Source organism: Duganella sp. CF458 (genome assembly GCF_900113115.1).
Lineage (GTDB): Bacteria > Pseudomonadota > Gammaproteobacteria > Burkholderiales > Burkholderiaceae_D > Rugamonas.
Map to the genome: position 1 here is coordinate 93,154 of NZ_FOOF01000002.1, position 23,336 is coordinate 116,489.

Sequence of the window (23,336 nt, forward strand, 5' to 3'; positions counted from 1 at the left end):
TTTAGACCTGCTTGCGGCGCTTGCCTTGCAGGTCGAGGATCTCGCCGACAATCCCTTTGCGGAACAGCAGGACGCAGGCAACGAAGATAAATCCGATCACCAGGCTGACAGCTTCGCCAAGCGTGGAGAACCACTCGATGCCGGTGGCGCCAGCCATCATGGTGCCGAAGTCGCCAAGCTTGTTCTCCAGGGAGATGACCAGGATCGCACCGATGATCGGACCGGCCAGCGTTCCCATCCCGCCAACGAGCGTCATCAGGATGACCAGGCCGGACATCGCCCAGTGCACATCGGTCAGCGTTTCGAAGCCCAACACGACAGACTTGGTCGCGCCTGCGAGCGCAGCCAATGAACCGGAAAGCACGAACGCAGCGAGCTTGTACTTGTCCACGTCATAGCCCAGCGAGATCGCCCGAGGTTCATTTTCCTTGATCGCTTTCAGTACCTGGCCAAACGGCGAATGCACCATGCGCATGATCAGCGCAAAGCCCGCAATGAAAATCCCCAGCACCACGTAGTACATGGCCAGGTCGCTGCCCAGGTCCAGCACCCCGAGCAATTTTCCGCGCGGGACGCCTTGCAAGCCATCCTCGCCGCCGGTGAAATCGGTAAAGCGCAGCGCTGCAAAGTACACCATCTGCGCCAACGCCAGTGTAATCATCGAGAAGTAAATCCCTTGGCGGCGAATCGCCAATCCGCCCATCACCAGCCCGATCGCGGCACCGGCCAACACCCCAACCAGCAAGCTCAGTTCAAACGGAAGCCCCCAGTTTTTCAACGCATTCCCGGCGAAGTAGCCCGCCGCGCCGAAGAAGGCCGCGTGGCCAAACGACAGCAAACCAGTAAAACCAATCAGCAGGTTGAACGCACAGGCAAACAGCGCGAAACACAGAAGCTTCATCAGCAGCACGGGATAGCCGACAAACGGCGCGCCCAGCGCCAGCACCAATGCGATGGAATAGCCCAACGTCTTGTTCATTTATCGTTCCTTGCCGAACAGGCCGGCGGGACGCAACAATAGGATGATGACCATCACCAAAAACACGACGGTGTTGGCAAATTCGGGATAAAAGACTTTCGTCAGCCCCTCGATCACACCGAGTCCCAAGCCGGTCACGATCGAGCCAAGGATCGACCCCATGCCCCCGATCACTACAACGGCGAATACGACGATGATCAGGTTGGACCCCATCAAGGGAGTCACTTGCTGGATTGGAGCCGCCAGGACCCCTGCAAAGCCCGCCAAAGCGACGCCGAAGCCATAGGTCAGGGTCACCATCAGTGGCACGTTGATTCCGAAGGCTTCCACCAGCTTCGGATTTTCGGTTCCGGCGCGCAGGTAAGCACCGAGTTTGGTCTTCTCGATCACGAACCAGGTCGCCAGGCAAACCACCAAGGAAGCCAGCACCACCCAGGCGCGGTAATTCGGCATCACCATGAAGCCAAGGTCGGTCGCCCCCTGCAAGGCCTCAGGCGTTTCAAAAGGCTGCCCGGAGACCCCGTAAAACGAGCGGAAGCCGCCTTCGATCAGCAGGGTCAGACCGAACGTCAGCAACAAGCCGTAAAGATGATCGAGCTTGTACAGGCGGCGCAGCATGGTCCTTTCGATCACCACGCCCAATACGCCAACGATCAAGGGCGCCAGCACCAGCATGCTCCAATAGCTCATGCCGAAATAAGTCATGCCGATCCACGCAAGGAAGGCGCCCATCATATACATGGCGCCGTGCGCAAAATTGATCACATTCAGCAGCCCGAAAATCACGGCAAGGCCGAGGGACAGCATGGCGTAAAAAGAGCCGTTGACGAGCCCCAGCAAAAGCTGGGACATCATCATCGGGAGCGGGCGGCCGAAGATCTCCATCTAGCTTACTTCCACAGGGCGCACTTGGATTCAGCCTTGGACATATAGGCCTGGTCACCCGGGATCGTTGCCGCGACCTTGTAGTAATCCCATGGATATTTGGATTCCGACTGCTTCTTCACTTCCATCAGGTACATATCGTGCACCATGCGGCCGTCGGGGCGGATCACGCCGTTGTTGGTGAAGACGTCCTTGATGGTGGTCGATTTCAGCTTCGCCATCACCTTGTCGGCATCGTCTGTGCCTATTGCCTTCACCGCGGCCAGGTATTGCGTGGCGGCGGAGTAATCGCCCGCCTGCAGCATCGACGGCTCCTTCTTCATCTTCGCGAAGTAGCGCTTCGACCAGGCACGCGTGGTGTCGTTCATGTCCCAATACCAGCCGTCCGTCAGGTACATACCTGCGGTGGCGTTCAGGCCGAGCGAGTGGATGTCGTTGATGAACACCAGCAGCCCGGCCATCTTCATCTTCTTCGACACGCCGAATTCATTGGCCGCCTTGACCGAGTTGATAAAGTCCCCGCCCGCGTTCGCCAGCCCTAGCACCTGTGCGCCGGAAGAAGAAGCCTGCATCAGGAAGGACGAGAAATCCGTCCCGGGGAAGGGGTGACGCACATTGCCGATCACCTTGCCGCCGGATTTGTTGACCACTTCGGTCGTGTCCTTCTCCAGCGAATGGCCGAAGGCGTAATCGGCGGTCAGGAAGTACCAGTTCTTGCCGCCCTGCTTGACCATCGTGGCGCCGGTACCGCGCGCCAATGCCACGGTGTCGTAAGCGTAGTGCACGGTATACGGCGTGCACTCCTCGTTGGTCAAGCGCGACGAGCCGGCGCCGATAACCATGAAGACCTTCTTCTTGTCCGCGGCTACTTTTGCCATCGCCAGGTTAGCGCCCGAGTTGGTGCCGCCAACCAGCATGTCCACGCCCTGCTGGTCGAACCATTCGCGCGCTTTGGAGGCGGCGATATCGGCCTTGTTCTGGTGGTCCGCAAAAACGAATTCGATCTTCTTGCCGTTGATTGCGCCGCCCGCATCGGCAATCGCCATCTTGATCGCTTCGGCGCCGCCCTGCCCGTCAATGTCTGAGTAAACGCCCGACATGTCGGTGATGAAGCCGATCTTGATGGTGTCGCCGGAAATCTGGGCGTGTGCGCTGCTGAAGGCGCAAAGGGCTGCTGCAAAAGCAATGGCGTTGCGTTTCATAGTGTCTCCGTTTTCAGTTTTGATATTCAAACGCCCAGCAGCTCAGTCAACACCGGCATGCGGGCATCCAATTCCGATGACGCAAAACTCTCGACAATCCGACCGTGTTCCATCACATAAAACCGATCCGCCAGCGGCGCCGCGAAGCGGAAATTCTGTTCGACCATCACAATCGTGTATCCCTTGGCTTTCAGGGTGCGGATCATGCGCGCCAAGCCTTGCACGATCACGGGCGCCAGACCTTCCGAGATTTCATCCAGCAGCAGCAAGCGTGCGCCGGTACGCAGGATGCGCGCGACCGCCAGCATCTGCTGCTCGCCACCGGACAGCCGCGTGCCCTGGCTCGTGCGGCGCTCTTTCAGGTTCGGGAACATCTCGTAGATCTCGTCGACCGGCATGCCCTGCCCCGTTTTCAGCGCCGGCGGCAGCATCAGGTTCTCTTCGGTGGTCAGCGAGGAGAAAATGCCGCGCTCTTCCGGACAATAGCCGACTCCCAGGTGGGCGATTTTGTGCGTCGACAAACCGATCGCTTCCTGGCCGTTGATCCGGATCGAACCCTTGCGCGCTCCGGTCAGTCCCATGATGGCGCGCAGCGTGGTGGTGCGTCCCGCACCGTTACGGCCAAGCAGCGTTACCACTTCGCCGTGGTTCACGTTCAGGTTCACGTCATGCAGGATGTGCGACTCGCCATACCAGGCCTGGAGCTGGCTGATCTCCAGCGCCGCCGTCATGCGCCCACCCCGGCTTCCGTCCCCATATACGCTTCCATCACTTGCGGATTCTTCGACACCTCTTCATACGGCCCTTCCGCCAGCACGGCACCGCGTTGCAGCACGGAGATACGGTCGCAAATGCCGGACACCACATTCATATTGTGTTCAACCATCAGGATCGTGCGGCCGCTGGAGACCTTCTTGATCAACTCGGTCACGCGATGCACGTCCTCATGCCCCATGCCTTGGGTCGGCTCGTCGAGCAACATCATTTCCGGCTCCATTGCCAGCGTGGTGGCAATCTCCAATGCGCGCTTGCGGCCGTAAGGCATGTCGACCGTCAGCGTATCGGCGAACGAAGCCAGGTCAACCTCGGCCAGCAACTCCATCGCACGGCCATTCAACTGCTCCAGCGTGCGTCCACTGCGCCAGAAATGGAAGGTCGTACCGAGCTTGCGCTGCAAACCAATGCGCACGTTTTCGAGCACAGTCAGATGAGGGAAAACAGCGGAAATCTGGAACGAGCGAATCACGCCCATGCGCGCGATCTGCGCCGGTTTGAACGAGGTGATGTCCTTGCCGTTAAACAGGATCTGGCCCGAAGTCGGCACCAGGAATTTCGTCAGCAAGTTAAAGCAGGTAGTCTTGCCGGCGCCGTTCGGCCCGATCAAGGCGTGGATATGCCCACGCTGGACTTGCAGGTCCACGTTGGCGACAGCGGTGAATCCCTTGAACTCCTTGGTCAAACTCTTTGTTTCCAAGATGAAGTCGGACATTGCGTCTCCCCGGTTTTGCTAGATCATACACAAAAGCGCTGCTTTTTCCGCAATCATGATTACTGGGGAATTCGTGTTACCGGAAGTAATGGTGGGCATCACCGAGGCGTCGGCGATGCGCAGGCCGCGCACGCCGCGAACCCGCAATTCGCTGTCAACCACGGCCGAAACGTCGTCCGCGCGGCCCATTTTGCAGGTGCCGACCGGGTGAAAAATCGTGGTGCCGATCGCCCCCGCCGCCTCAGCCAACTCCTCGTCGGTGCGAAAATGCACACCGGGTCTGCATTCTTCCGGCCTGTATTTCGCCAGCGCCGGCGCCGCCGCGATCTTGCGGGTGAGGTTCAGTGCAGCCGCGGCGACACGCCGGTCTTCGTCAGTGCTCAAGTACATCGGCGTGATCTTCGGCGGCGCGTAAGAGTCAGCGGAAGCAATCCGCACATGGCCGCGTGAGGTTGGGCGCAGGTTGCAAACGCTGGCCGTGAAAGCAGGGAAGTCATGCAGCGGCTCACCAAAACGCTCCAGCGACAACGGCTGCACGTGATATTCCAGGTTCGGCGTTGCCTGCTCTGGACCCGACCGTGCAAAGGCCCCCATTTGCGACGGTGCCATCGACATTGGCCCACTCTGGAACAACGCATATTCGAGGCCGATCCGCGCCTTGCCCAACCAGCTAGCTGCCAGCGTATTCAAGGTCCGCGCGCCTTCCACTTTGAAGACCATGCGTAGTTGCAGGTGATCCTGCAGGTTGGCGCCAACGCCCGGCAAGTCATGCACCGGGTGCACACCCGCTTGCGCCAACACTTCCGCAGGCCCGATACCGGACAATTGGAGAATTTGCGGCGTGCCGATCGCCCCCGCCGCCAACAGCGTCTCGCGCGCCTCGGCATTCCAGCGCGTGCCACCACCGGTAAAAATCACGCCTTTGCAGACGCCCTCTTCCAACACCAGCTTTTCAACATGGCAGCCGGTCATCATCGTCAGGTTAGGGCGCTTGGTCGCGGCACGCAGAAAAGCCTTGGCCGTATTCCAGCGGATGCCGCGCTTCTGGTTCACTTCGAAATACGAGCAGCCGAAATTGTCGCCGCGGTTGAAGTCCTCGATCTTGGGAATGCCAATCTGTTCCGCCGCATCGCGGAACGCGTCGAGAATATCCCAGCGCAGGCGCTGCTTTTCGACACGCCACTCGCCTCCGCAGCCGTGGAACTCCGAAGCGCCGCCATGGTGGTCTTCGCTCTTACGGAACAGCGGCAAGACTTCCGACCAGCGCCAGCCAGGATCGCCGCACATCTCGGCCCATTGGTCGTAATCATTGGCCTGGCCACGCATGTAGATCATGCCGTTGATCGAAGAACTGCCGCCGAGGACCTTCCCACGCGGATAAATCAGGCTGCGGCCACCCAGTCCCACATCCGGTTCGGTACGGAACAGCCAGTCCGTGCGGGGATTATTGATGCAATGGAGGTAGCCGACCGGAATGTGGATCCAGACGTAATCGTCTTTTCCTCCCGCTTCGATCAACAGAACCTGGTTCTTTGGATTTTGCGTCAGGCGATTCGCGAGCACACAACCCGCTGTCCCTCCGCCCACAATAATGAAGTCAAATCGGCCTGCAGATTCCAAGTGTTCTCCGGGTCAGGAATGATTGATTTCCGAGATAAGAATTTCCATCAATTTAGCAGTCGGCATGGCACGGGACTTGGCGACGCCCGTTCCCGCCCACAAAGACATCAATTCGGCATCGCCACGCTTCGCAGCCTCAGCACGAATACTGCCGGTAAGTGCGTTCTGGATTGGATAGGCCGGCACTTCAGCCTCGACCCCGGCCATCTGGCACATGAAGCGGTTCTCAATACCGCGTGCATAGCGCCCCGAAATGGCGCGCGTGAGACGGGTAGGGTTGCCTTGCGCGGCCAGCAAGCGCTCTTTGTATGCCACCGGAATGCCTGACTCTTCCGTGACCAGGAACGCAGTCCCCATTTGCACCGCAATTGCGCCCAGCGCCAGCCGCTCACGGATTTCTGCGCCCGTCATGATATTGCCGGCGGAGATAACGGGAATCTTCACCGCCTGCATTACGGCCAACAACAGCGGAATCGCCTCCAGCGTCGCAGCGGTTTGCGGGCCAATAAAGGTCCCGCGATGGCCGCCAGACTCCACGCCGGAAGCGACAACCGCATCAGCCCCGGCAGCCTGCCAGGCCAGCGCTTCTTCCACATTGGTCACGGTACCGATCACCAACATGCCCACATCATGAAGGCGTTTCACCTGAGCGGCACTAAGGATATCGAAGGTAAAGCTGGCGACGGCAGGCTTCAACTCCAGCAAAAGCTCAAACTGCGCGGCGAAATCCTCACACCATTTGACGGGCTTCGGCAGATCCGGCCAGCCAAGTGAGCTCCAAATTGGCCGCAACAATCCAACCCCGCGCTCTACTTCCTGCTGGGAGGGCGATGGAATCCCCTGCACGAAGCAATTCAGCATGAACGGCCTGGATGTCAGGCGCCGGGTTTCGGCAACTTGAGCGCGGATCGTCTCCAGCGAAATCATGGAAATACCGAACGAGCCAAGACCGCCGGCATTCGACACCGCCGCCACCATCGCCGGCGTATTTGCACCACCGGCCATCGGCCCCTGGATGATCGGGACGGGGAAAATCGCTTTCAAGCTCATTTTTTTACCCTTTCAAGCTGTGGATAACGCTATGAATATCCACAGGCATCGTTTGTGAGTAAACAAGACTTCTCGAAAAAGGCCAAAAATTGTCCAAAAACAGTTCTCAGCTCACGCAGGGTTTACGCGCCTGCTTATACAGCCCGTAAACCCCTGATTTTTCTCCGCAAGGTGCACTTATCCACAGAAAGTCAGGGTTGTTAACAACCATTACTACTTTGTATACACACTAATCTAACGTAAACATAACTCTCCACCTATACTGAACAAGCAAGTTGTTCCATGCAATTCGCCTGGAGGAGTTCTTGTCGACTACCGACGCCTATCGACGCTTTCGCAGGCGATTGCTGGTCACCATGACCATGCTCGCCTTGCTAGCCACGGCAGTAGTCGCCTGGCAGCTCGCTTCTTCCGCACGTGATCGCGAACAGGCCATCCGCCAACAAACGCAGCACTACTCACGGGCAATCGAAGCCCAGGTACTGAGCTCAATCCAACTCTCAGACATTGCCTTGCTTGGCTTTGCCAATGCAATCAAGGTCGCGCCTTACACGCCACAGACCATTGACGCCCTGCTTTCCTCACGAGGAGCCTCTTTCGGCAACAGTTTCTGGATAACCTTCCTGGATCCTGAAGGTTTTGCCATCGCGAGTTCCCGCGATATCGCCGTCAAAGGCATCAGCTATTCAGACCGCGACTACTTCCAGGCCCAGCTCAAGCCTGGAAACGGCTTGTTCGTCGGTGAACCGACCCGTGGCCGCATTTCAAAGTCGCGGCTTTTTTTCCTTAGCCGCCGCGTTGAAGACGCTGCCGGCAAATTCCTCGGCGTCATCGTGGCTCCAGTAGATGCCGGCCGCCTTGCAGAAACTTTCGACAATTCACGCCTCAGCGACGACGTCACCATTACCCTGTTCCACACCAATGGCCACATCGTCGCCCGCGCTCCCCTCTTCGACGACACCTTCAACCGCGACATTCGCGACTCAAATGTCTACAAGGCTTTCGCCGACAATCCAATCGGAACGATCGAAACCATCAGCCCTATCGACAAAAAGTCCCGCATCGCCAGCTACCGAAAACTGCCAAACCTGCCCCTGGTCGTCACTGTCGGCAGTTCGAACGTCGGCCTGGCTCTGATCTCGCAACGACAATTCCTGATAGCCGGCGTCGCACTGTTCCTGATCTTCACCCTGATCGTCGCCGCCATCATTTACGCCCTGCGCTCCTTTGCCTCAGCCGAAGACCGCGAAAGCCGCTATCGCGTCCTCTACGCAGCATCCGCCGAAACAGAAAAGAAACTCGCCAGCAGCGAACAACGACTGCGCCTGATAGCCGACAACCTGCCAATCGTGATCGCCTACATGGACCACGACGAGCATTACTCGTTCAAAAATCGCCGCTTTGCCGAAATCTACGGCAGCGGTGAAAATCTCCAGCAAGCCTTGCCGCCAGACTTATACGAGGAGACCAGGCCTCACCTGGAGCGCGCCTTTGCCGGCGACACAGTCCATTTCGAACGAGGCATGCAACGCAAAGACCAGGAGTGCTGCGACGCCATCACCTACGTGCCCGATCGCGATGAGCATGGAAAAGTGATCGGCCTGTTCGTCATGGCGGAAGACATCAGCGAGCGAAAACGCCATGAAGAATCCAGCAAGCTGGCGACACTGATGTACGAAAATGCGTCCGAAGGCATGATGGTGACCGATGCGGAAGGCCGAATTCTCTCCGTCAACCCTGCCTTTTCCCAGATCAGCGGCTATGCCCCCGAAGAAGTCATCGGCCACCTAGCCTACGAGCTGACTTCCAGCCACCAGGACATCAAGTTCTACAGCCGGATGCGCCAGACCATCACCCATACCGGCTACTGGGAAGGAGAGATCTGGCACCAGCACAAGAACGGCGACCATTACCTGGTCTCGCTACGATTCAACACCGTCTTCGACAACAAAGGCAATCCACTGCGCCACGTCGCCCTGTTTACCGATATCACGAAGAAGAAGGCAAGCGAGGAAGCAATCTGGAAACAGGCCAACTTCGACACCCTCACCGGCCTGCCCAACCGCCGCATGTTCAACGACCGGTTGCGGCAAGACATCAAGAAAGCGGCCCGCGACCAACTGCCAATGGCGCTGATCTTTATCGACCTCGATGGCTTCAAGGCCGTCAACGATACGCTTGGCCATGACTTTGGCGACATTTTGCTTAAACAAGTGGCAGAGCGCCTGCTGCAATGCGTCCGCAATACCGATACCGTGGCCCGCCTGGGAGGCGATGAATTCACCGTGATACTCAGCGAGCTTAAAGAGCCCGGCGACGTGGTCCGCATCGTGCAGGAAATCCTGCATAGCCTGGCCAGGCCATTCCAGCTCAAACACGACTTCGCCCATATCTCCGGCAGCGTGGGAATCTCCTTGTTCCCGGACGACGGCGACCATGCCGAAATACTCATCAAAAACGCCGACCAGGCCATGTATCTCGCCAAGCAGCAAGGCCGTAACCGCTTCAACTACTTCGCGCCCTTTATGCAGGAAGCCAGCCAGATGCGCATCGAACTGGCGAATGAGCTGCGCAGCGCTTTGAAAAACCAGGAATTGCGGCTGCTGTTCCAGCCAATCCGCAACCTGGCCACTGGCAAGGTCGAATTGGCGGAAGCCCTGATTCGCTGGGAGCACCCTCAACGTGGCCTGCTTAAACCTGCAGAGTTCATAGGCGTTGCTGAAAATACCGGCGTGATCGCCGCGATCGGCGAATGGGTATTCCAGGAGGCCGCCGGACTGGCTGCCGGCTTCGGCAACGAGTTCAAGGTATGCGTGAACAAATCAGCCTGGCAATTCCGCCACGAAGCGGTAGGCGTCGATCATTGGCTTGAACTACTGCGTGAACAGGCCCTCTCGCCGCGTGCGATGGTGATCGAAATTACCGAAGGGCTGCTGCTGGAGGCAAACCGGGAAGTCGTACAACGGATGCAGTCGCTCAGGGACGCAAACCTGCTGATTTCCCTGGACGATTTCGGGTACGGATACTCGTCACTGAACTTCCTGAAGCGTTTCAAGATTGATTTCCTCAAGCTGGACACCAGTTTCAGCGACAACCAGCTCCTTTGCGAAGCAATTGTCACCATGGCGCACAAGCTCGACATCAAAGTCATCGCCGAAAAGATCGAAAACAAAGCTCAACTGGAAATTTTGATGGCTGCGGGTTGCGATTTTGGCCAGGGATACCTGTTCGGAGAGCCGATTTCAGCTGAAAAACTGCATCGTCTGTTGATAAGTCAATGAGTATCCACAGGATCGAATGTGCGTAAACACCGTTTTTGAGTTCACGCACAAAATTTGTTCAGAACTCATCCGGTTTACACACAGTTCTTGTCCAGCCAGTTCTACAATTCGTAAACTTCTGATTCTGTGGATGTTAACAGCTTTATCCACAGACACGGTCGCGTTTACTATCTACTACTATCCTTTCGTATACAACTTTAAATAAATAGAGGACAACTCGCGCATGCGTCTCGGGATCATCTCAGCCTTGGCAGAAGAACAGCAGGGACTACTGGAAGCCATGGAGAGCCCCTACAAGCTCATCCACGGTCAACGTGAGTACACGGCTGGAAAACTCTGGAAAATCGATTCTGTGGCCGTTTTATCGCGAATTGGCAAGGTTGCTGCTGCTGTGACAGCTGCAACCCTTGTGGAGAAGTTCAACGTTACCCACATAATTTTTACCGGCGTTGCCGGTTCTGCAGACCTGGGGGTCAGAATTGGAGACGTCGTGGTCGCGGATTCGCTGGCTCAGCACGACTTCGATGCCAGTCCGCTGTTCCCACGTTTCGAAATTCCGTTGACCGGACTCTCGCGCATGCCCACAGACCGCGAACTGAGCCTGAAACTGAGCCTGGCTACACGCCAATTCCTGCAAAACGACGCGCAAGTGCACCGTGGCCTGATTGGCAGCGGAGATCAATTCATCAAGGATCGGGCCCATCTGGAGACCCTGAAAGACGCACTGCCTGATTTATTGGCAGTGGAAATGGAAGGTGCAGCGGTAGCCCAGGTCTGTCACGAGCTGGAAATACCGTTCGCCATCATGAGGACGATTTCGGACAACGCCAACGAAGAAGCGGCGACGGATTTCATGCACTTCGTGCAAACCGTCGCCGCTCGCTACGCCTATGGCGTCATCCAGAATTTCTGCAAATCGCTTACTTGATCGGCAGTTTGGTGGTGTTTTTCACTTCTTCCATCACCGCATAAGTGTGGGTTTCACGCACCCCCTTCTGCAGCAACGTTTTGCCAAGGAACTCACGGTAAGCCGCCATATCCTTCACGCGAGCCTTCACCAGGTAGTCAAAACCGCCGGCGACCATGTGGCATTCCAGCACTTCGGGAATCAGCTGGACGCTATGCTTGAAGGCATCAAACACCTCCGGCGTCGTGCGATCCAGCACAACTTCGATGAACACCAGCAGCGAAACGTCCAGTAGCTGCGGGTTCAACTGCGCCGTATAACCCATGATGTAGCCTGCCTCGTGCAGTTTTCGCACGCGCTCCAGGCAAGCTGCAGGCGACAAATTCACTCGCGCTGCCAGTTCTACGTTGCTGATCCGGCCATCATTCTGCAACTCAGCCAAAATTTTCTTACTGATCTTGTCCAGCATTACATCCCCACTATTAATTTTATTCGGTCAAATTCTCTCACCAAAAACTATCTATTGCTAGTAATTAGTATTACCAGAATTAATCCGAGCGATTCCGCCGTACAATCGAATCATTCGTTGCACTGCACAACACGCCCGCGCAAACAGGGTTTGCCGGGCGTGTTTTCGTAGGTGCCAAACAATTCTTTACATACCAGCCAATAGAGACAACCATGCATCTAAAAGAGACGTTCATGCACCTAAACACCACGCCATTCGCCGCACTTCAGGCAGAAATCCTGCGCGACCCGACTCCGCTGCGCAGCGCCATTACGGCTGCATATCGCGTCGACGAACAAACTGCTGTGCAATGGCTGCTGTCGCAAATTAACGTCGGATCTCCGCACACCACGCAAGAAGCGCAATCCCTGGCCAAGCGCCTGGTGACCGCCGTCCGCGAAAAACGTACCCGTTCGTCCGGTGTGGATGCACTGATGCACCAATTCTCGCTGTCGTCCGAAGAGGGGGTTGCCCTGATGTGCCTGGCCGAAGCACTGCTGCGTATTCCAGACTCGGCCACCGCCGACCGCCTGATCGCGGACAAGATTTCCAAAGGCGACTGGCGCAAGCACCTTGGCGAATCGCCTTCCCTGTTCGTGAATGCGGCCACCTGGGGCCTGCTGATTACCGGCAAACTGGTCAGCTCGTCCAGTGAAGAAGGCCTCGGTTCCGCGATTACCAGCCTGATCGCCAAAGGCGGCGAACCGCTGATCCGCAAGGGCGTCGACCTGGCAATGCGCATGCTCGGCAACCAGTTCGTCACCGGCCAAACCATCGACGAAGCGATCAAGAACGGCAAGGACAACGAAGCACGCGGTTATCGCTACTCCTACGACATGCTGGGCGAAGCAGCATTGACCGAAGCCGACGCAGCCAACTACTACGCCGCTTACGAAAAAGCCATCCACGCGATCGGCAAAGCATCGAACGGCCGCGGCATCCGCAATGGCCCAGGCATTTCCGTCAAGCTGTCCGCCCTGCACCCACGCTACAGCCGCGCCCAGCGCGAACGTGTGATGGCCGAGCTGCTGCCGCGCCTGACCGAGCTGGTTAAGCTGGCCAAGGGCTACAACATCGGCCTGAACATCGACGCCGAAGAAGCCGATCGCCTGGAACTGTCGCTGGACCTGATGGAGGCGATGGCCTTCAACCCAGAGTTGGAAGGTTTCGACGGCATCGGCTTCGTGGTACAGGCTTACCAGAAACGCTGCCCGTTCGTGATCGACTATCTGGTCGACCTGGCCAAGCGCAGCGGCCGCAAATTCATGGTGCGCCTGGTCAAAGGCGCCTATTGGGATGCTGAAATCAAGCGTGCCCAAGTCGAAGGCTTGCCGGGCTATCCGGTTTACACCCGCAAGGTCTACACCGACGTTTCCTACCTGGCTTGCGCGCAACGCCTGCTGGCAGCGGCGGACGTGATTTACCCGCAGTTCGCAACGCACAATGCGCAATCGCTGTCCACCATCTACACCTGGGCCAAGCGCGATGGCATCACCGGCTACGAATTCCAATGCCTGCACGGCATGGGCGAAACCCTGTACGACCAAGTAGTCGGCGCAGAAAACCTCGATAAGCCTTGCCGCATCTATGCACCGGTCGGTTCGCACGAAACATTGCTGGCCTACCTGGTACGCCGCCTGCTGGAAAACGGCGCCAATTCCTCCTTCGTCAACCAGATCGTCGACGAAAGCATCCCGGTCGACTCGATGATCTCGAACCCGATCGAAGTCGCACGCAGCCTGGAAGGCAAACCGCACACCGGAATCGCCCTGCCGCTGGACATGTTCGGCGCCGAGCGCAAGAACTCCGTCGGTATCGACTTCGCGAACGAAGACGTCTTGCGCGAAGTATCGCTGGCGCTGGCACAGCCGCGTAGCTGGAGTGCCGGCCCGCTGCTGGCGGTCGAAGCCAGCGCAGGCCAGCCAGCGCAAACGGTAGTCAATCCGGCCCGCAAGGACGATGTCGTCGGCTCCTTCACCGAAGCCACCGCCGAAGACGTCAACAACGCCCTGAGCGCCGCCAGCCAATTCGCCATGGATTGGCAAACCACTGAACCGTCGCAACGCGCCGCCTGCCTGGATCGCGCCGCCGACCTGTTTGAAACCCACAAACTGGAGCTGATGGCGCTGGCCGTACGCGAAGCCGGCAAATCGCTGCCGAACGCGATTGCCGAAGTACGCGAAGCAGTCGACTTCCTGCGCTACTACGCCGTGCAGGTACGCGGTTCCACCAACACGCTGGCCCTGGGCCCTGTGACGTGTATCAGCCCATGGAACTTCCCCCTGGCGATTTTCACCGGCCAGGCAGCAGCCGCACTGGCAGCCGGCAACGTCGTGCTGGCAAAACCGGCGGAACAAACCCCGCTGATCGCCCAACGCGCAGTGGAACTGCTGCACGAAGCCGGCGTACCGCGCGCAGCGCTGCAATTCCTGCCAGGCCGCGGCGAAGTGGTTGGCGCAGGCCTGTGCAACGACGCGCGCGTCAAAGGCGTGATCTTCACCGGTTCCACCGAAGTGGCGCAGTTGATCAACCGCACCCTGGCCAAGCGCGCCGCTGCTGAAAATGTGGACATCCCGCTGATCGCCGAAACCGGCGGCCAGAATGCGATGATCGTCGACTCCTCCTCGCTGCCGGAGCAAGTGGTGGCCGATGCGATTTCTTCCGCCTTCGACAGCGCTGGCCAGCGCTGCTCCGCGCTGCGCGTGCTGTTCCTGCAGGAAGACATCGCCGACAAGACCATCAAGATGCTGAAAGGCGCGATGAAGGAGCTACGTATCGGCTCGCCGGACCGCCTGGCAACCGATATCGGCCCCGTTATCGACAAGGAAGCGCAGCAAAACCTGCTGTCGCACATCGAAAAAGTGCGTGCCCACGCAAAGGACAGCTTCTCGCTGGAAGTGCCGGGCGCCGATGCCGGCACATTCGTCCCGCCGACCGTGCTGGAAATCCGCTCCCTGTCCGAGCTGACCAAGGAAGTGTTCGGCCCGGTGATGCACGTGATCCGCTACAAGCGTTCGGAGCTGCCGAAAGTGATCGAGCAAATCAACGCCAGCGGCTTTGGCCTGACCCTGGGCGTGCATTCGCGTATCGACGAAACCATCGACTACATCGCCTCCAGCGCCCACGTCGGCAACATCTACGTGAACCGCAATATCGTTGGTGCCGTGGTGGGCGTGCAGCCGTTCGGCGGCGAAGGCAAGTCCGGCACCGGCCCGAAAGCCGGCGGCCCGCTGTACCTGAAGCGCCTGCAGCGTGCAGCCGTCACCCTGGACCGCCACGAGCGCCACGGCGTGCCCGCAATCGACTCGCTGGCCGCATGGGCCAAGGCGCAAGGCAGGACCCGCCTGAGCGCGCATATCGAAAGCTATGCACGCACCACGCCGGTAGGCGGCTTGATCGCCCTGCCAGGTCCGACCGGTGAGCGCAATACGCTCGCCTTCGTCCCACGCGGCAATATCGCCTGCTTCGCAACGCATGCCGACGTCCTGCTGAACCAGGTAGCAGCCGCCCTGTCGACCGGCAACCGCGCCCTGGTAGTTGAAAGCGCCCTGCCTGCCGACCTGCCTGCCGACGTCAAAGCCGCGATCCAGACGGTAGCCGCCGCCGACCTGGCCAAAGCCGACTTCCAGATCGCGTTGGTGGAATCCAGCCTCAGCGCCAAGCTGCGTCCCGAGCTGGCCGCCCGCGACGGCGCGATTGTCTCGGTGATCGACACGACGGAAGAAAGTGAAGTCCCACTGTGGCGCCTGGTCGCCGAACGCGCCCTATGCGTCAACACCACCGCCGCCGGCGGCAACGCCAGCCTGATGACCCTCGACGCATAAGTTGTACGGTCCAGCCCGTGTCCCACCATGGGGTCACACCCGTTTCGGGACACGGGCGCGGCAGTTTGATTCACATCAGCTTGTCCAGATTTGGCTCATGCTAAGTTGTCAGCATGAGCCGCCCTTCCCGAATCGTCTTCCCCGGTGCCATTTACCACGTGACTTCGCGTGGGAACAGGCGTGCCGCGATCTACCATGATCAACGCGACCACCTGATCTGGCTCGATAAACTGGGGGAAACGGTTGAAAAACATGGTTTCCGGGTTCACGCATACTGCATGATGCCGAACCACTTTCATCTCTTGCTTGAAACGGTTTATGCCAACCTGTCCGAAGGCATGCACATGCTGAACGCAACATACTGCCAGCACTTTAATCAGCGGCACGGTCTTACCGGCCACGTGATCCAGGGACGCTTCCATGCTGTCAGCGTAGGCAAGGAAAAGCAGCTGCTCGCCGCAGCGCGCTACATCAGCCTGAACCCGGTTAGGGCAAAACTCGTGAGCGATCCCAAGGATTGGGATTGGAGCAGCCACCGCTACTTTTTGCAGCCCGAATTCGCGCCAACCTGGCTTGAAACAGACTGGTTGTTATCTCAGTTCGGAAATGGTGACCTGGGAAGAAGGATCGCGGCTTATGAAGATTTTGTCGCCGCCGGCGTCGGGATGCCCAACCCTCTAAACTTTCACTCGGAGCGGACCAATCTCGCGCGAGAACAGGTACAGCCGCTCATTAGTTACGCTGCGCTCTACCTTGATCGCGACGAAGCAATCGCACGTGCCCACCAATCGAAGGCCTATACTCGCCAGCAAATAGCGGAACACTTCGGCGTGTCCGTCAAGACCGTTTCGCGGGCAATCCAAAGTTTCCCCCCGCGCGACGCCTGAGCCCGTGTCTCAAAACGGGTGTGACCCCATGGTGGGACACGGGCCCAACTGTAGGCTCAGTAGGTATCGTTCTTGGGATTGGTGCCGGGGGCGGTTTTCTGGGCGACGGAGTTCATGCTTTCCAGGTGGCTGCGCAGCCATTTGTGGGCTGGGCTGCGGGCGTCGCGTTCGTGCCACAGCATGTCGAGGTGCACGGCGGGGAGCTGGAATGGCAGCTCTTTGTAGATCAGCGCGTCTGTCATGCCGGTGGAGGCGATCAGGTGCTTCGGCAGCACCGTGATCAAATCGCTATTGGCGACCACGCGGCCGGCGGTGAAGAACTGGTTCACCGTCAGCAAGATGCGGCGTTCGCGCTGGATCTGCGCCAGCGCTTCGTCCACCAGGCCATGCGCGCGACCGGAGAAGCTGACCAGCAGGTGGTTGGCCCCGCAGTAGTTGTCCAGGGTCAGGTCTTGCTTGGCCAGCGGGTGCCCGCGCCGCATCACGGCCACGTAAATCCCCGAGTACAAGCGTTCATGGCGAATCGGCGAACTTGGCTCGCTCATCAGCTGGGCGGCGACGCCGGGGAAGAAGCCGACCGCCAGGTCGATATCGCCACGCAGCAGCATCGGGCGCGGTTCGCGTGTTGTCAAAGGAACCATGCGGATGTTGACGCCCGGCGCTTCGCGTTCGATCGAACGCATCAGGGCAGGCAGCCAGAACGCCGCCGTGGCGTCGGCCATCGCCATGCGGAAGGTGGCATGGGTCTTGGAGACGTCGAAAGTCCCGGGCGTGACGGCGGCTTCCAGGGAAGCCAAGGCGGCCCGCACCTGTGGCCATAGCGCTTCCGCCCGCGGAGTCGGCTTGACACCGTAGGCTGTGCGGATCAACAAGTCGTCGCCCAGGCTTTCGCGCAGGCGCTTGATGGCGTTCGACACCGCCGGCTGCGTCATGGCCAGGTGGCCGGCGGCGCGCGTCAGGTTCTGCTCAGTCATTACCGCGTCGAACACGCGCAGCAGATTCAGGTCGAGGGTCAGAAAGCTCATCGGTCATTCACACCAATAATAATTGTTATGGAGAAACGGAATTGGCGTTATATGTTGCGGCGCACTATAGTACCGTTAGATTCTAAGGGTATAGAAACCGCCATGTCTACTTACATTAACATCATCGAATTCGCACAGTACCTGCCGCTGGTGATCCTGGCGCTGGCGCTGGCTGTCGTGTTCAAGCCGCTGCTGCGGGGTATCGCCCGCGCAGCCGTGCTTGTCGTTAAGCCAAAGTTGAGCAAAGAGGAACGCCTGCAGCGTCGCCTGATGCGCGACACCATGATGTTCAAGCGTATGCTGAATTCGATGGAAGGCTCGCCTAGCCACGTCGCAGAACTGCGAGCGTTGGCCTGCCGCGCGTAAGCCTTCCGCAGCGCAGCAATCAGTTCGTTTCTGGAGCCGGGGCTGGTTTTTCCACGCCCGACAGCAGTTTCGGTTTCAGCGACATGTCAACCGGCTTGTTGCCGATCCAGATGCGCATGATGGCGTTGAAGAACGCCTGATCCGGTAACGATTCTCCGACCTTCTTACCGTTCAGGAAAGCCTGGGAACCGGCGCCCGGGGTCCAGTCGACGAGCAACTCGTCGCCCTTCTTCAGTCCAGGGAACTGGGCAAAAATCTCCCCGAAGGCCTTGGTTTGCGGCAGCAGCTTGGTACGTTCTTCCGGGCTGACGTTGTCGTTCAGTCCCTTCATGAAGGCCATGCCGAAGTCGTCCGAGCTCAGGTCACGCATCGCGACGATGCGGATCCGGCGCGCACCGGCCACGGCCAGCACGTCCTGCACAGTGGACTTCTTTTCTTGCAGGTAGAAGCCCACGGCATAGACCTTGAACACCAGCTTGCTGCGCACGCCGGCGCCGTTCAGCTTGAGGTCATGGCCGGCGACAGAAACCGTTTCCGGGAATTTGACGCCTGCCACATCAGCGGCAAAGGCGGGCAGGCTGCTGGCGGCCAGGAAAACGGCGGCGGCAGCACTTTGTAAAAGTTTACGGCGAGTAATACTCATTTTGTCTCCGTTTGTATCAGATAGCAATATAACGCAGAGCTACCCTTTTTGGGAGGCATCAGGTCTTATCTGCCTGCAATTTCCCGAATTTTGCCAACAGTTGCTCCTTGCTTTCCCGCCAATCTGGATTAAAAGGAATGCAAGAGACCGGGCAGACCTGCTGGCACTGCGGTTCATCAAAGTGCCCGACGCATTCGGTGCACTTGTTGGGATCAATTTCGTAGATCTCCGGACCCATATAGATCGCGTCGTTCGGGCACTCCGGCTCGCATACGTCGCAATTGATGCAGTCGTCGGTAATCATTAAAGCCATGGCATTACTCTCTTATTCGCCCTTGCGCGCTGCGATTTTCTTGCGCAGCCAGCGGTCAACGGACGGGAAAACAAACTTGGACACGTCTCCGCCAAGCTCGGCGATCTCGCGCACGATGGTGCCCGAGATGAATTGGTACTGGTCGGATGGGGTCAGGAACAGCGTTTCCACATCCGGCAGCATGTAGCGGTTCATGCCCGCCATCTGGAATTCGAACTCGAAGTCCGACACGGCGCGCAGGCCGCGCACGATCACGCGCGCATCGTGCTCGCGCACGAAGTCTTTCAGCAGGCCGGAAAAGCTCTCAACTTTGACGTTTGGATAATGGCCCAGCACTTCGTTGGCAATTTCCAGCCGTTCCTCGAGCGTGAAGAACGGATGCTTGTTCTGGCTATCGGCCACGCCGACGATCAGTGTGTCGAACAGGCCCGATGCGCGGCGCACCAGGTCTTCATGACCCCGGGTCAGCGGGTCGAAAGTACCCGGATAAACTGCTACAACCATTGCAACTCCATGCGTTTGGCTTAGAACAAAGAAGGATTATGCCTCATTTTCAGGCAAGGCCTGAAGCAGGTGGTAATACACCATGCCCGCCTTATCGGCGCGAACCACTTCCCAGCCGTCGAAGGCCAGCGGAACTTCGGCCTCGGCATAAACCAGGCCGCCATCCTTGAGCAGATCGCGGCAAAGCGGCAGCGCGCGCTCCAGCAAGCCTTGCTGGTAAGGCGGATCGAGGAAGATCAGGTCGAATTTGGCGCCGCGGCCGGCCAGCGATTGCGCCATCGCCAGTGCGTCGCCGCGCTGGATGGCGATATTGGTAGCCTTCAGCTTTTCGCGGTTGGACTCAAGCTGGCGGACGACGGCGCTGTTGGCGTCCACCATCGTGACCTTGGCCGCGCCGCGGCTGGCTGCCTCGAAACCGAGGGCGCCGCTGCCGGCGAACAGGTCCAGCACCTGGGTGTCGCTCCAGGCGGCATCGTGCAGGTGGTTGATCCAGTTGAAGACGGTTTCGCGCACCCGGTCAGGCGTTGGGCGCAGGCCCAGTGCTTCCAGCACGGGCAATGGGGTGCGCTTCCAGTCGCCGCCGATGATGCGGACCTGGTTGGGAACTTTCTTTTTTTGCATGGCCGGCATTATCTCATGCCGCCCATGCGCCAAGGTCTAATGCACTTGCGCCGCAAGGGTATTCAAGTCCTTGATCCAGCCTTCCATGCGCTTTTGCGCGTGGGCCTTCTGCTCCGGCGTGGAGATGCGCACCACGGTGTGGACAAGTTCCAGCGTCCCCTGGGTATAGCTATCGAAGAACGCTTTGCGCTCCGGGAAGCCGAAGCGGTCAAAACCCGAACGGATCAACTCCTCTATCCATTGCGTGGCGACCTGCTTGCTCGGTTGCTCCTTCATGATCTTGCGCGCCAGGTTCATGATCTTGAGCTGGCGGCGCATGCGTTCATCGAGCCACAGCGCGTTATTCAGCGGCCTCGCATCGGAGGCCTTGCGGATAATGGCTTCCTGCTCGTCGCTGAAGTCGCCGAACCACAGTTCGAACTGCTCCATCGACTTTTTGTAGCGGAACTTGTTCTGATCCTGCGCGTCGCCCTTCATGTTCTCCTTGCGGAATTTGGCATTGTTCTTGGCGAACTTCTTCTCCATGCCCTCCAATTGATCCGGCTTGAGCGATAGCGCCAGTTCCGCAATCTCGGGGGCGGAACGCAGCAGCAGCGCCTCGGTGCGGTCGCGGATATCCACATAATCGGCCATCAGGTCGGCTTGCGTTGGATTGCCGCGCAGCTGGTGCTGGGCCTTTTGCAGGAACTGCACATAGTCCTGGAGCTGGGTCTTGCGGTGCCAGCGGAAGAACTCCCCGATATCCTGCTTGACCTCCGATTTTTGCTCGCTATCGAAATCGACATAGGCGTCCAGCCACCAATACAGCAGCGTGTCGCCGTTGTTATACGCCAGGCGCAGGGAGCTGCACGCTGCGAGCAGAATGGCAAAAGCCAGCACGATGCACGTGTTAAACTTTTTCATCTTTTAACTCACACAAGAAAACTACGGTCTATGAACGTCGTCATTCTCGCCGCCGGCATGGGTAAGCGCATGCAGTCGGCGCTGCCAAAAGTTTTGCATCCCGTAGCCGGCAAGTCCTTGTTGTCTCACGTTATTGACACTGCGCGCAGCCTGTCTCCGGCTAAATTGTGCGTCATTTACGGTCACGGCGGCGCAGCGGTGCTGGCTTCGCTCGACAAGCACAAGGCCGTTCCCGGTACCGACATCTCGGCTGCGCTGCAGGAACCGCAGCTGGGCACCGGTCACGCTGTCCAGCAAGGCCTTGAGCACCTCGATGATGACCAGCCGACCCTGGTGCTGTACGGCGACGTGCCGCTGACTTCCGCCGCTTCGCTGAAGCGCCTGGCCGACGCCGCGGGCCATGACAAGCTGGGCATCCTGACCGTGGTGCAGGACAACCCGTTTGGCCTGGGCCGCATCGTGCGCGTGGGCGGTGCCATCCAGCGCATCGTTGAAGAGAAGGATGCCACAGAAGCCGAGCGCATGATCAAGGAAATCAATTCCGGCATCATGGTGATCCCGACCGCCAAGCTGAAACAGTGGCTGGGCAAGTTGAAGAACGAGAACGCCCAAGGCGAGTACTACCTGACCGATATCGTCGCCATGGCGGTGGAAGAAGGCGTGCAAGTGGTCTCGGCCCACCCCGCCGCACCGTGGGAAGTGCTGGGCGTGAACAGCAAGGCGCAACTGGCCGAACTGGAACGCATCTACCAGCGCAATGTTGCCAACTGCCTGCTGGACAAAGGCGTGACCCTGGCCGATCCGGCGCGCATCGATGTGCGAGGCGAGCTGATTTGCGGCCGCGACGTGACCATCGACGTGGGCTGCGTCTTCGAAGGCAAGGTGGAAATCGGCGAAGGCGCGACCATCGGCCCGAACTGCGTGCTGATTAACGCGCGCATCGGCGCAGGCGCCAACATCAAGGCCTTCACCCATATCGAAGAGGCGGTGGTGGGCGACAAGGGGCAGATCGGCCCATACGCCCGCCTGCGTCCAGGCACCGAGTTGGGTGAAGACGTCCACGTTGGCAACTTCGTCGAGATCAAGAATAGCCAGGTTGCCGCGCATTCGAAGGCCAACCACCTGGCCTACGTTGGCGATGCAACCGTCGGTTCGCGCGTGAACATCGGCGCCGGTACCATTACCTGCAACTACGATGGCGCGAACAAGTTCCGCACCGTGATCGAAGACGACGCCTTTATCGGTAGCGACAGCCAGCTTGTGGCCCCGGTGACCGTCGGCGCAGGTGCGACTATCGGCGCCGGCACGACGCTGACCAAGGATGCGCCAGCCGGCAAGCTGACCATCTCGCGCCCCAAACAGTTGACGGTTGAGGGCTGGAAGCGCCCGGTCAAGGTAAAGAAAGCCTAAGCAACCGAGAACTGGCGGCGGCGTTGGTAAGTGAATTTCACCAACTCGGGGAAGAAGCGATCGAATCCATCCGCGATCGCTTCATAGTGCTGCTGCACTTCCCCAATGCCCTCGCGCAGCAGGTGGCCATTCCGGCTTAACCTGTCCGACATGCGGGTCAGCGCCAGCTCGACCCCGCTGAACTCCCCATACGCACCCAACCAGTCTTGCTTGATCAGCTTGGGCAGGATCTCGCGCAGCCGCTCCGGCAATTGCCCCTCGTGCGCCGCCAGGGCGCCGTAAAAGCGCTCGATCAACTCCTTGCGCGGCTCCTCGCAATATTCATCCCAGCGTTGGCTCAGGATATGGTCGTAAAACACGTCCAGCACGATGCCGGCATAACGCCGCCGGCCCTCGGTAAATAAACTCTTGGCTTCGGTCACCACCGGATGGCTATCCGTGAACGTGTCGATGAAGCGGTGCAGCGCGATCTCGTTCGCAATCTCCGGCGCGTAGTGGTCTCCACCGTTCGTCTTGACGAAATCGCCCAGCATGGCGCCGACCATCGCGGCGTCGCTATGGCGCGCCAGGTAGATATGTGCAAGGTAGTTCATACCCCATTCTAGCGCTGTGGATAAAGATGTGTAAAAGCTGGTGCAATTCCGCTTGAAAACGCCGTGATAGGCATTGGATAAGGGCTAGCCGGTATGCTGGAATTATCCACATTGCGTGTTGTTGCGCACTTGCTGTGGAAAAGCCTGGGGACTACACGTCAATAACCCTGGATAACTTAAAACTGTGGATAAAGATGTGGGAAACCCTGCGGAAAATGCGGGGATAGGCTGTGTGGATCGCTGGATAACTGCGTTCGGCTGGTTCGCCGGTGTAGGAAAGTATGTGCATAAGCCTGTGCTTAGCCCGGTATAAGCCGGTATAACCT

General features: G+C 58.8%; 21 protein-coding genes. 6 read left to right on the forward strand and 15 right to left on the reverse strand.

Annotation, left to right across the window (positions count from 1 at the left end):
- Position 1 precedes the first annotated feature (1 nt).
- Genes BM269_RS03600 through BM269_RS03630 form a run of 7 tightly spaced genes read right to left on the reverse strand, consistent with a single transcriptional unit; the run spans position 2 to position 7,225 of the window.
- A complete protein-coding gene (locus tag BM269_RS03600; protein WP_090435679.1) occupies positions 2 to 979 on the reverse strand; it encodes a branched-chain amino acid ABC transporter permease in 978 nt (325 codons plus the stop codon).
- Positions 980 to 1,864 carry a branched-chain amino acid ABC transporter permease gene (locus BM269_RS03605; RefSeq protein WP_090435680.1) on the reverse strand — a complete coding sequence of 295 codons (885 nt, stop codon included), beginning with the start codon at positions 1,862 to 1,864 and terminating at the stop codon, positions 980 to 982.
- 5 nt (positions 1,865 to 1,869) lie between these two features.
- The gene (locus BM269_RS03610) at positions 1,870 to 3,066 is read right to left on the reverse strand and encodes an ABC transporter substrate-binding protein (RefSeq protein WP_090435681.1); all 1,197 of its coding nucleotides are present in this window, start codon (positions 3,064 to 3,066) and stop codon (positions 1,870 to 1,872) included.
- 26 nt (positions 3,067 to 3,092) lie between these two features.
- The gene (locus BM269_RS03615) at positions 3,093 to 3,797 is read right to left on the reverse strand and encodes an ABC transporter ATP-binding protein (protein ID WP_090435682.1); all 705 of its coding nucleotides are present in this window, start codon (positions 3,795 to 3,797) and stop codon (positions 3,093 to 3,095) included.
- Positions 3,794 to 4,555 carry an ABC transporter ATP-binding protein gene (locus BM269_RS03620; RefSeq protein ID WP_090435683.1) on the reverse strand — a complete coding sequence of 254 codons (762 nt, stop codon included), beginning with the start codon at positions 4,553 to 4,555 and terminating at the stop codon, positions 3,794 to 3,796. Before BM269_RS03620 ends, BM269_RS03615 begins: the two co-directional genes overlap by 4 nt.
- Before the next feature lie 18 nt (positions 4,556 to 4,573).
- Positions 4,574 to 6,175, reverse strand: a complete 1,602-nt coding sequence (locus BM269_RS03625) for a GMC family oxidoreductase (protein ID WP_090435684.1) — start codon at positions 6,173 to 6,175, stop codon at positions 4,574 to 4,576.
- Positions 6,176 to 6,187: 12 nt separating this feature from the next.
- On the reverse strand, positions 6,188 to 7,225 hold the full coding sequence (locus BM269_RS03630) for an NAD(P)H-dependent flavin oxidoreductase (protein ID WP_090435685.1): 1,038 nt from the start codon (positions 7,223 to 7,225) through the stop codon (positions 6,188 to 6,190).
- Between the two features lie 305 nt (positions 7,226 to 7,530).
- Between BM269_RS03630 and BM269_RS03635 the strand changes: the two genes are divergently transcribed.
- On the forward strand, positions 7,531 to 10,506 hold the full coding sequence (locus BM269_RS03635) for a bifunctional diguanylate cyclase/phosphodiesterase (protein WP_139232658.1): 2,976 nt from the start codon (positions 7,531 to 7,533) through the stop codon (positions 10,504 to 10,506).
- Positions 10,507 to 10,729: 223 nt separating this feature from the next.
- Positions 10,730 to 11,434, forward strand: a complete 705-nt coding sequence (locus BM269_RS03640) for a 5'-methylthioadenosine/adenosylhomocysteine nucleosidase (RefSeq protein WP_090435687.1) — start codon at positions 10,730 to 10,732, stop codon at positions 11,432 to 11,434.
- On the opposite strand, the gene BM269_RS03645 is transcribed toward BM269_RS03640, so the two are convergent.
- Positions 11,427 to 11,882, reverse strand: a complete 456-nt coding sequence (locus tag BM269_RS03645; protein ID WP_028103394.1) for an Lrp/AsnC ligand binding domain-containing protein — start codon at positions 11,880 to 11,882, stop codon at positions 11,427 to 11,429. The genes BM269_RS03640 and BM269_RS03645 overlap by 8 nt on opposite strands.
- Positions 11,883 to 12,115: 233 nt before the next feature.
- Here BM269_RS03645 and putA point away from each other — a divergent pair, with 233 nt between their 5' ends.
- On the forward strand, positions 12,116 to 15,745 hold the full coding sequence (gene putA / locus BM269_RS03650) for a trifunctional transcriptional regulator/proline dehydrogenase/L-glutamate gamma-semialdehyde dehydrogenase (protein WP_090435688.1): 3,630 nt from the start codon (positions 12,116 to 12,118) through the stop codon (positions 15,743 to 15,745).
- Between the two features lie 113 nt (positions 15,746 to 15,858).
- A complete protein-coding gene (locus BM269_RS03655) occupies positions 15,859 to 16,632 on the forward strand; it encodes an REP-associated tyrosine transposase (RefSeq protein ID WP_090435689.1) in 774 nt (257 codons plus the stop codon).
- A gap of 56 nt (positions 16,633 to 16,688) precedes the next feature.
- Here the strand turns inward: BM269_RS03655 and BM269_RS03660 are convergent, their stop codons facing one another.
- Positions 16,689 to 17,657: a LysR family transcriptional regulator gene (locus BM269_RS03660; protein WP_090435690.1), complete on the reverse strand. Its 969-nt coding sequence runs from the start codon at positions 17,655 to 17,657 to the stop codon at positions 16,689 to 16,691.
- Positions 17,658 to 17,759: 102 nt separating this feature from the next.
- Between BM269_RS03660 and BM269_RS03665 the strand changes: the two genes are divergently transcribed.
- Positions 17,760 to 18,023 (forward strand): hypothetical protein, encoded by a 264-nt coding sequence (locus BM269_RS03665; protein WP_229204488.1) that lies wholly within the window; start codon positions 17,760 to 17,762, stop codon positions 18,021 to 18,023.
- A 19-nt stretch (positions 18,024 to 18,042) separates the two neighbouring features.
- Here BM269_RS03665 and BM269_RS03670 read toward each other — a convergent pair whose 3' ends face one another.
- The 5 genes from BM269_RS03670 to BM269_RS03690 are packed head-to-tail and all read right to left on the reverse strand — an operon-like array spanning position 18,043 to position 21,007.
- Complete coding sequence (locus BM269_RS03670; RefSeq protein ID WP_229204489.1) at positions 18,043 to 18,666, reverse strand: chalcone isomerase family protein; 624 nt, start codon at positions 18,664 to 18,666, stop codon at positions 18,043 to 18,045.
- A gap of 58 nt (positions 18,667 to 18,724) precedes the next feature.
- Positions 18,725 to 18,979: a YfhL family 4Fe-4S dicluster ferredoxin gene (locus tag BM269_RS03675; RefSeq protein ID WP_090435692.1), complete on the reverse strand. Its 255-nt coding sequence runs from the start codon at positions 18,977 to 18,979 to the stop codon at positions 18,725 to 18,727.
- Between the two features lie 12 nt (positions 18,980 to 18,991).
- Entirely contained in the window at positions 18,992 to 19,483 is a 492-nt protein-coding gene (gene coaD, locus BM269_RS03680) for a pantetheine-phosphate adenylyltransferase (protein ID WP_057262219.1), read from the reverse strand.
- A 36-nt stretch (positions 19,484 to 19,519) separates the two neighbouring features.
- Positions 19,520 to 20,104, reverse strand: coding sequence for a 16S rRNA (guanine(966)-N(2))-methyltransferase RsmD (gene rsmD, locus BM269_RS03685; RefSeq protein ID WP_229204490.1), 585 nt, complete (start codon positions 20,102 to 20,104; stop codon positions 19,520 to 19,522).
- Positions 20,105 to 20,140: 36 nt separating this feature from the next.
- Positions 20,141 to 21,007, reverse strand: a complete 867-nt coding sequence (locus BM269_RS03690) for a DUF6279 family lipoprotein (RefSeq protein WP_090435694.1) — start codon at positions 21,005 to 21,007, stop codon at positions 20,141 to 20,143.
- Between the two features lie 30 nt (positions 21,008 to 21,037).
- Here BM269_RS03690 and glmU point away from each other — a divergent pair, with 30 nt between their 5' ends.
- Positions 21,038 to 22,417: a bifunctional UDP-N-acetylglucosamine diphosphorylase/glucosamine-1-phosphate N-acetyltransferase GlmU gene (glmU, locus tag BM269_RS03695; protein ID WP_090435695.1), complete on the forward strand. Its 1,380-nt coding sequence runs from the start codon at positions 21,038 to 21,040 to the stop codon at positions 22,415 to 22,417.
- Here glmU and BM269_RS03700 read toward each other — a convergent pair.
- On the reverse strand, positions 22,414 to 23,010 hold the full coding sequence (locus tag BM269_RS03700; protein WP_090435696.1) for an acyl carrier protein phosphodiesterase: 597 nt from the start codon (positions 23,008 to 23,010) through the stop codon (positions 22,414 to 22,416). The genes glmU and BM269_RS03700 overlap by 4 nt on opposite strands.
- Between the last annotated feature and the right edge of the window lie 326 nt (positions 23,011 to 23,336).